Consider the following 7,862-nt stretch of genomic DNA (forward strand, 5'->3'; position numbering starts at 1 on the left):
TGAAGAACTCATTAGTTCGGCAAGGGTTGAAACCCCTGCTTCAAAGCTTAAGTCGTCTTGCATAGGACTGAAGAACTCATTAGTTCGGCAAGGGTTGAAACCCCTGCTTCAAAGCTTAAGTCGTCTTGCATAGGACTGAAGAACTCATTAGTCCTCTGAAGAGGACTTAGGCTATGAGCCAGGGAATTCATTCCCTGGCGGACTGGCGGACGCAACCGGGAACGAGTTATTTCCAATTACCAATTACCAAGTGTTATGGCAGAAGGATTGATTGCAGGTTTAGTGGTGTTTACTCTAGCGTCGTTTGTGGGATTTGAAGTAATCAATAAAGTCCCGCCGACGCTGCACACACCTTTGATGTCGGGCTCGAATGCGATTTCGGGAATTGCGGTTTTAGGTGCAATTTTGATTTCAGGCCAAGGCAATGTGACTGTTACTTCGATTTTGGGGACGATCGCGATCGCCCTGGCCACAATTAACGTTGTCGGCGGTTTCTTAGTAACCGATCGAATGCTGCAAATGTTCAAGAAAAAAGAGGTTAAAGCGTGAGCGATTTTCTACCCAGTGGCATTCAACTAGGTTATTTAGTTGCCGCATCTTTGTTTATTATCGGTTTGAAACAGTTGGGATCTCCTGCAACTGCCCGCCAAGGAAATGTGTTAGCTGCGATCGGGATGTTAATTGCGATCGTCGGTACGTTGCTGGAAAAGCAAGTAGTCAGCTACGAATTGATTGCTGTCGGAATTATCGTCGGTTCCATTTTGGGAACGATTATGGCGAATACCGTGGCGATGACGGATATGCCGCAGATGGTGGGTTTGCTTAACGGTTTCGGGGGCGCGGCTTCTGCACTCGTTGCTGTGGGCGAATTCTGGCGCTATCTCAGCATCCCGGAATCGCCAACTCCAGACGCGACAATCACGATCCTTTTGGGTGTGCTGATTGGCGGAATTACTTTCACTGGTAGCCTTGTGGCATTTGCGAAACTGCAAGAATTGCTACCTGGTGCGCCCATGACGTTTCCGCTGCAACAGCCGTTTAATGCCATGCTGGCGATCGCACTTTTAGCCGGCAGCGGTTATATGCTGTTTAACCCGGAGGATGTGCCGGTATTCCTGGCTTTGGTGGCGATTTCCAATATTCTGGGAATCATGTTTGTGCTACCCATTGGCGGTGGCGATATGCCCGTGGTGGTGTCGCTGCTTAACTCTTATTCGGGGATTGCAGCGAGTGTGGCTGGGTTCATTTTGATGAACAATATGCTGATTATCGCTGGTGCATTGGTGGGCGCGTCGGGGATTATTTTGACGCAAATCATGTGCAAGGCGATGAATCGATCCTTGGGTAGTGTGCTGTTTAGCGCGTTTGGTAGCGGTGGCGGTAATGCTGCGGGTGCTGCTGGGGCTGCTGGTGATGCGATCGACAAAACTGTTCGCAGCATCAATCTCGAAGAAAGTGCGATGATGTTGGGTTATGCGCGATCGGTGGTGATTATTCCGGGTTACGGGATGGCTGTAGCGCAAGCACAGCACGCGGTGCGCGAGTTAGCCGACGGTTTGGAAAAAATGGGTGTTGACGTGAAATACGCGATTCACCCGGTGGCTGGGCGGATGCCGGGGCACATGAATGTGCTCTTAGCGGAAGCAAACGTGCCTTATCCGCAGTTGTACGATATGGACGATATCAATCCGCAGTTTGAAGAAACGGATGTGGCGTTGGTGATTGGTGCGAATGATGTGGTGAATCCGGCGGCGCGTCACGATACGGCGAGCCCGATTTACGGGATGCCGATTTTGGAGGTTGATAAGGCTAAGCATACGATCGTGATTAAGCGCGGGATGAGTGCTGGTTTTTCTGGTGTAGATAATGAGTTGTTCTACAAGGATAAGACGATGATGTTGTTTGGTAGCGCTAAGGAGGTGGTTGCCAAATTGGTTTCTGAGGTGAAGCAGTTGTAGGATTTTGCAACCGCTGATGAAGGCGGATTAACGCGGATTAACGCGGATGATTAAACCCGGTTTTTTGGATAAACCGGGTTTTTTGTTTTGATTTGGTGGTGAGTTTGTTTTGGGGGCGATCGTTTTATGCGATGATAGCTTGGTTCAAGTAATCGCTGGAGATTGGTGTGTGTGAAAAGCCTTGTTCTCTGGCTTTTTGAAACCAGTGTTCTGCTTGAGTGCGATCGGCTGCTACACCATCACCACCGCACAGATAAATTCCTGCTAAGTTGTTTGAGGCAACACCATAGCCTTGCTCAGCGGATTTGATGTACCATTTAATTGCTTCTAATATCATCATTTCTCGACCTAATCCTAAATGGTACATGCTGGCAATTATGCACTGAGATGCAGCATTTCCCTGTTCTGCTAGGGGTTTTAACAAGCTAAAGGCTTGGGTATAATCTTCGTTATTAAAAGCGGCTAGACCTTTTTCTAAGTCAGACATCAACAGTCATTAATAAATTCAATATACTATAATAGCATTAAACGAATTCAGGAAACCTTTCCATGAACAGGCAAAAAATACTTCTAGATCCGGTTTTACCGACAGAAGAAGAAACAATCGCTATCAAATTGTTGGATAAAATGCTATGTCTCAAGAGAGAAACTGGTGATTCTGAAACATCTAAAGTAAAACTTGTGGAAGTTGACGGGGAAGCGATCGCACTTCCTGAATCACTCTATCAATTGTTGTGTCAAGCTGCACATTTAATGGCGGCTGGTAAAGCAGTATCTTTAGTGCCAATTGAGCAAGATATGACTGTTGAAGAAGCTGCAAGTTTGCTGAATGTGTCCCCAGAATTTGTGGGGAAATTGCTCGATGATGGGGAAATTGCCTATGGAAAAGTAGGAAACCAGCGGCGGATTAGTTTGGCAGGTGCGATCGCCTATAAACAGCAGCGTAGTCTTAAGCGCCGTGAAATTCTCAAGGAATTAGCTGAGTTTAGCCAAGAAGAGGAATTGCATGAGACCAGAGTATACAGCTAGCAGGTTGATTCCTTATCCTGTTGTTTTGGATTCTTGTGTGATATTTCCTATGTACTTGCGCGATACGCTATTTCGTGCTGCGGAGATTGGGTTGTATGATGTATATTGGTCACAAGAAATTTTAGAGGGTGCAACTCGGAATCTTGTTAATACTGGAAGGATGAAAAGTGAAAGGGCAGCGCGTTTTGAGGCTGCACTTAAGGAAGCTTTTCCTAATGCAATGGTTGAAGTTCCAGAGAATTTGATTCAACAGATGACTAACGATCCAGGCGATCGCCACGTCGCTGCCGCTGCGGTTGTTGCTAAAGCTGAAGTTATTGTTACATCCAACCTGAGAGACTTTCCACCAGAGTCTTTAAATCCTTGGAGAATTACGGCTATGCACCCCGATGTTTTTCTGAATCGTCTTTATGAGGTTGCACCGGATTTGATGGCTAATGTCGTCAGCAAACAAGTTGAGGATTTGAAAAATCCACCCCTGACTGTTGATGAATTACTTGTCAGGTTGAGGGAAGAAGTTCCGGTTTTTGCAGATCGGATTCAACGCTATTATCAGAATATTTCGTAGGTTGTACTTAAGGGCGATCGTTCTTGTGTGCAAACGTGCGATCGCTATGCAGCCGATTTTTGACTTCAGAAGGATCGGCTGTCTCAAAAAATAGTTCCAACGCTTCGATCGGATTTCGTCGCGCTTCTTCTATATTGTCACCTTGACTGGCAATATCGAGTTCCGGGCAAAGGGATACATATCCGTCGCCTTCTCGTTCAATAATTGCTGTAAACTGTTGTGTTGACTTCGTAATTTGAAGTGGCGGACTGCCAAGCTCAAACAATTATACTTTTACTTGAGATTATATCACATTTTTCGCTGTTCGGTGGAGACGGGCGATCGCCCTATACAATGCTAGCTTGGTTTAAATAGTCACGGGCGATCGGTGCTAGTCAAATATACCTGCGATCAGAGATTTTTTAAATATAATGAAATCCTAAAGAATTAATAGAACTGCAAAAATTGTACTAACCTTAGAGCTAAGGTCAATTAAATTAAAAAATTTTCAACTATGTCAGATCAACCTTTTAACATCCGCCAACTAGACGGCCTAGATTATGACGATGCAGAACCGATCCTAGAAGATTATCAGGAAACGCTAATCGAGCTATTTGTCAATTCTCCCGAAGGAGAAGAATACTGTAAAACTTATCCAGACGTTGGATTTTGGATCTCGCAGTTCATTTATTACGGTTTTGGCTATGAAGGTTTTACGCTGCCTCGCATGAAAGTGGAAGATGTGGCAACTGTAGTCGAAGAGTTGTTTCCCAGGAAAGTGAGTTTGCTTTCGCCGGAAGAAGGTGAAAATGCTATCCCGGAATTATTGGCGTTCTGGCAATTTTTGAAGCGAGAATTTAAACTGCGAAATGCCACTTCAATTATCAAATACCTGCGGGATATCGAGCCGGAATTTAAGGAGATTATGGAAGATTCCTCTAAATTTGGATTTGCCAAATCCTTTGTGACTCTCGGTCATCAAGCAGGGTTTGATATGAGTACGGGGGAAGGTCTAACACAATTTCAGGAGATATATAATGCTAGCATTGCTCCTATAATTGCAGCTAAAAACTCCGATACATCGGGATTTTCCAGCAAACCGATAAGTGGTAGTGCTGTCAATGACTCTAAGGCAAGTAAAGAAAAGCAAAAAAAAGCAAAAAATACGGCGGCTGAATCGAGAAAACGCAACCGCACTAAGAAAAAATGAGGTTTAGCAAGTATCTATCCTCACTTCACTCTTCTTCTGATTCTTCTCAGCATCCTGTTAGCTTCTTCCCTCCCGCGAAACTTCCAAACTAATAAATAACACATCAAACAAAACCCGAAGATTCCTAACACGATCGCACTTTCTTCCGGTGAGTTGGTAGTTCCATCGAACTTCCCACTCTTCGGACTTGCTTGGATGTTGTTAGTTCCTTCGACCGTGCGATCGCCCGCTTGCAAGTTAAAATTGTGTTGTTCGATCGCATTACTCTTTTTAAATGTGCGATCTATTTCTTGAAATGACTTCGCCTGTTCGCAGCTTGTTAAGGATAATCCCATAAGGATAAAAATTAGGAAATAACAGGGCGATTTCACGATTTTTACTTCCATTTATGGAGAAAGCGACTAAATGAATATAAGACTGACTCGTGGGAAGGCAGAAACCGGGTTTTTTGCGAAAATACTTCGTATACAGCCAGAAATTCCCTGAAAAACCCGGTTTCTTTGGTCTGAGTGCGCGGTCAGAAACCGGGTTTTTTGCGAAATACTTCGTACACAGCTACAGATTATCTTAAAAACGAGGTTTCTTTGGTCTGAGTGCGTAATTCCTGCGAATAATTTCTACAATAGCGGTGTATGATTTTCGTAAGTTGTAGTTAAGGGCGATCGCCATGCAGTCGATTCTTGACTTCATAATACTATAATAGCATTATTCGACATCAGACCAGTTTTCGGGAATGCGTTACTTGGCTGATGTAGAACTTTTCAACTTAATTATCGCTCTTGTCGTCTATCAAAACTTTATCGAGGATTCTGTACCGTGAATAATAGTGGAAAGTTTTTTAACGCCGCAAACCTGACTGTCGGTGTACTAAGTTTGTTAGCGGCTGTTGTCGGTGCCGGAATTGCTTATGCTCAAGGTTGGCAGCCGCTATTATTTGAAAAAGATGCTCGTTTTTCCTGCCAACTTCAGCCAGATACTCAGCGGGGTAGTGAAGTTTGGACTGTCATGTACCGTCACGATAAAGGTCAACAACCTTGGCTGAAAATGGTGACAACTTTAGGCGGTGATTATACGCCTGTAAGACGCTGCCAAATAATTTCTGAAAGCTTGAACGGTTATCGCAAAGATGGTTTAATTCGGTTAGCTTATAGAGACGAGCCTAAGACGCCGAATCAATATGTGATTTGTGCTAAAACTAAGTTGAGTGGCGAGGGTTGTCCGCTGTTGGTGACGTTGAAGCCCGGTAGCGAAACAGAGGCTTATAAGGCAATGCGAGATATGACTGAAAATTTGCTGAATGGTACTGGGGTTTATCAAAATAGCAAGGGTAATCAGGTAGTTCCTAATTTTTCTCCGTCTTCGCCAGAGATTGATTTAACTCCTTTCTTGGCTGAAGAGGATCGCCTTGTTGGATCTAAGTCTGCTAAGTGATATCATACTTGATCGCCAGCGAATCTCATTGCGAAGGTCGTGAAGCAATCCCAGAGGCTTACGATTGCTTCGCTTCACTACGTTTTGCTCGCAATGACATACAAGAATGAGGTCGATGGACATCAGATAAACCCCCAGTGCCATGTATCGAAAACCAAGACACCGCATGACTTCGTGGATTTTGATGAGTTCACTATTCTTAATAAAAACTTGAAGTCTTTATAAGTTACAATCTACGAATCTATCCAGGAAAGAAGGACCACAAACCCCCATACAACCCACGGAACCCCACCACCCGCCTGGGAGGTGAGCTTCGGGTGCATTGATATTAAAAGTAAGTCTACGCGATGAATACTCAAAGAAAGCAGAAACCGAATCTCCTTTCTTTTTCCAGCCCAGCGTCTCACTAAAAGCTTCCTTGACTGTTCCATCATAATTTTTCGCGCCACCGCCAAGACGTTGATAAATGCTCTTCTGTACAGAAAAGCCGAAGCGTCCATCACTGTATTTTACCCAAAGTCGATCCATCGCCCGCAAATCGGGACAGGAAAAATTTGCGACATCTTCCTTGCTTAGCCAATTTTCTTGTTGTATCCCCGCCACTTCTAACATTTTGTTATCAGTTTCTCGATCTGCTTCCTCCCACTGTCCAGCCGCCAATAAATCGCGCAGTTTAGTGTAGTCTGCTTTAGCAATCGGTTGATTTACAAAATTAGACTGATTTTCCAGATAAGTTTTAATGGGAATTCCCCACCGAAAACCATTAATAGATAGCCCGTGAACTGCTACTACTTTAGCGTTAATATCTAAAACGGGACTGCCACTCATACCGGGAAAAGTAGAAGCGTCATAGGAAATCCCATAACCCTCTGACCTCACATCTAACTTGGATACAGAACCGATAACAGATTGTTGCTCTAATTTGCCACCTTCAGCCCCCCCTAGCCACCCAGAAATATAAATTTTATCATAGATTTTTACGCTATCTGAATTGCCTAAATTTAAACTTAAATAAGGACAAGTTTCCCCTACAGACTTAAACTTCACCACTGCTAAATCGAAATTGGGACTTGTTTGGATGCTGTCAGTTTTCCAAGATTTTTCGTCGTTAGTTTGCAGGTTCAAACTACGGTCTTCAACTACATGACGTGCCGTTAGTACCGTGCAAACTCCTGTTGATCCCGGTACAATAAAGCCCGTACCGCCTCCGCCTTCATTTTGGTAGGAAATCAGCACGATACTTTTTTGAACGGTTTCGGCAATTTCTTGAGATGACTTCTGCTGTCTGCAGCTTGTTAAGGAGAGTGCGAGAAGGGTAAGAATTAGCAAGCAAGACCGAGATTTCATTGCTTTTACTGGTAGTTTTAGGAAATAAGGGAGAAAGTGGATAATTTCTACAACAGTGATGTGTTGTTTTCCAGGTAGGAGATTAACATGAAAGTATACCATTTTTTTGAAGTCGTAGCTACGGGTAACGAGATGGCAGTGTCCAGAGGTGACAAGTTAAGATTAAAAGCCTCTTGATATCTCGCTGGTAGCAAAGTCTAGATCCCCCTAAATCCCCCTTAAGAAGGGGGACTTTGATCAGACTCTTGTCCCCCCCTTCTTAAGCTATGCCTTACTCACATCTTTCTTAACAAAATCAGGCTTGACATTCGGGGGGGAACGGGTAGAAACTAATTGCCAG

At 44.1% G+C, this 7,862-nt stretch carries 10 protein-coding genes; 6 read left to right on the top strand and 4 right to left on the bottom strand.

Annotated features, from left to right (window positions below; translation table 11 throughout):
- The first annotated feature begins 255 nt into the window (after positions 1-255).
- A complete protein-coding gene (locus tag QUB06_RS15045) occupies positions 256-549 on the top strand; it encodes an NAD(P) transhydrogenase subunit alpha (RefSeq protein ID WP_006633295.1) in 294 nt (97 codons plus the stop codon).
- Entirely contained in the window at positions 546-1,958 is a 1,413-nt protein-coding gene (locus tag QUB06_RS15050; RefSeq protein WP_333435930.1) for an NAD(P)(+) transhydrogenase (Re/Si-specific) subunit beta, read from the top strand. The genes QUB06_RS15045 and QUB06_RS15050 overlap by 4 nt, the downstream gene beginning before the upstream one ends.
- 124 nt (positions 1,959-2,082) lie before the next feature.
- On the opposite strand, the gene QUB06_RS15055 is transcribed toward QUB06_RS15050, so the two are convergent.
- Positions 2,083-2,445: a tetratricopeptide repeat protein gene (locus tag QUB06_RS15055; protein WP_333435931.1), complete on the bottom strand. Its 363-nt coding sequence runs from the start codon at positions 2,443-2,445 to the stop codon at positions 2,083-2,085.
- 62 nt (positions 2,446-2,507) lie between these two features.
- Here QUB06_RS15055 and QUB06_RS15060 point away from each other — a divergent pair, with 62 nt between their 5' ends.
- Together QUB06_RS15060 and QUB06_RS15065 are read left to right on the top strand one after the other, a co-directional pair.
- Positions 2,508-2,987 carry an excisionase family DNA-binding protein gene (locus QUB06_RS15060; protein WP_333435932.1) on the top strand — a complete coding sequence of 160 codons (480 nt, stop codon included), beginning with the start codon at positions 2,508-2,510 and terminating at the stop codon, positions 2,985-2,987.
- Positions 2,965-3,555, top strand: a complete 591-nt coding sequence (locus QUB06_RS15065; RefSeq protein ID WP_333435933.1) for a PIN domain-containing protein — start codon at positions 2,965-2,967, stop codon at positions 3,553-3,555. The genes QUB06_RS15060 and QUB06_RS15065 overlap by 23 nt, the downstream gene beginning before the upstream one ends.
- Before the next feature lie 7 nt (positions 3,556-3,562).
- Here the strand turns inward: QUB06_RS15065 and QUB06_RS15070 are convergent, their stop codons facing one another.
- The gene (locus tag QUB06_RS15070) at positions 3,563-3,820 is read right to left on the bottom strand and encodes a type II toxin-antitoxin system HicB family antitoxin (RefSeq protein ID WP_333435934.1); all 258 of its coding nucleotides are present in this window, start codon (positions 3,818-3,820) and stop codon (positions 3,563-3,565) included.
- A gap of 228 nt (positions 3,821-4,048) precedes the next feature.
- Between QUB06_RS15070 and QUB06_RS15075 the strand changes: the two genes are divergently transcribed.
- Positions 4,049-4,744: a hypothetical protein gene (locus tag QUB06_RS15075; protein WP_333435935.1), complete on the top strand. Its 696-nt coding sequence runs from the start codon at positions 4,049-4,051 to the stop codon at positions 4,742-4,744.
- A gap of 20 nt (positions 4,745-4,764) precedes the next feature.
- Here the strand turns inward: QUB06_RS15075 and QUB06_RS15080 are convergent, their stop codons facing one another.
- Positions 4,765-5,079: a hypothetical protein gene (locus tag QUB06_RS15080; RefSeq protein WP_333435936.1), complete on the bottom strand. Its 315-nt coding sequence runs from the start codon at positions 5,077-5,079 to the stop codon at positions 4,765-4,767.
- A gap of 481 nt (positions 5,080-5,560) precedes the next feature.
- On the opposite strand from QUB06_RS15080, the gene QUB06_RS15085 reads away from it, so the two are divergent.
- Positions 5,561-6,175: a COP23 domain-containing protein gene (locus QUB06_RS15085; protein ID WP_333435937.1), complete on the top strand. Its 615-nt coding sequence runs from the start codon at positions 5,561-5,563 to the stop codon at positions 6,173-6,175.
- 219 nt (positions 6,176-6,394) lie between these two features.
- Here the strand turns inward: QUB06_RS15085 and QUB06_RS15090 are convergent, their stop codons facing one another.
- Positions 6,395-7,522: a GUN4 domain-containing protein gene (locus tag QUB06_RS15090; protein WP_333435938.1), complete on the bottom strand. Its 1,128-nt coding sequence runs from the start codon at positions 7,520-7,522 to the stop codon at positions 6,395-6,397.
- Positions 7,523-7,862: the final 340 nt, after the last annotated feature.

Source organism: Microcoleus sp. D2_18a_D3 (assembly GCF_036702455.1).
In the GTDB taxonomy this organism is placed as follows: domain Bacteria; phylum Cyanobacteriota; class Cyanobacteriia; order Cyanobacteriales; family Microcoleaceae; genus Microcoleus.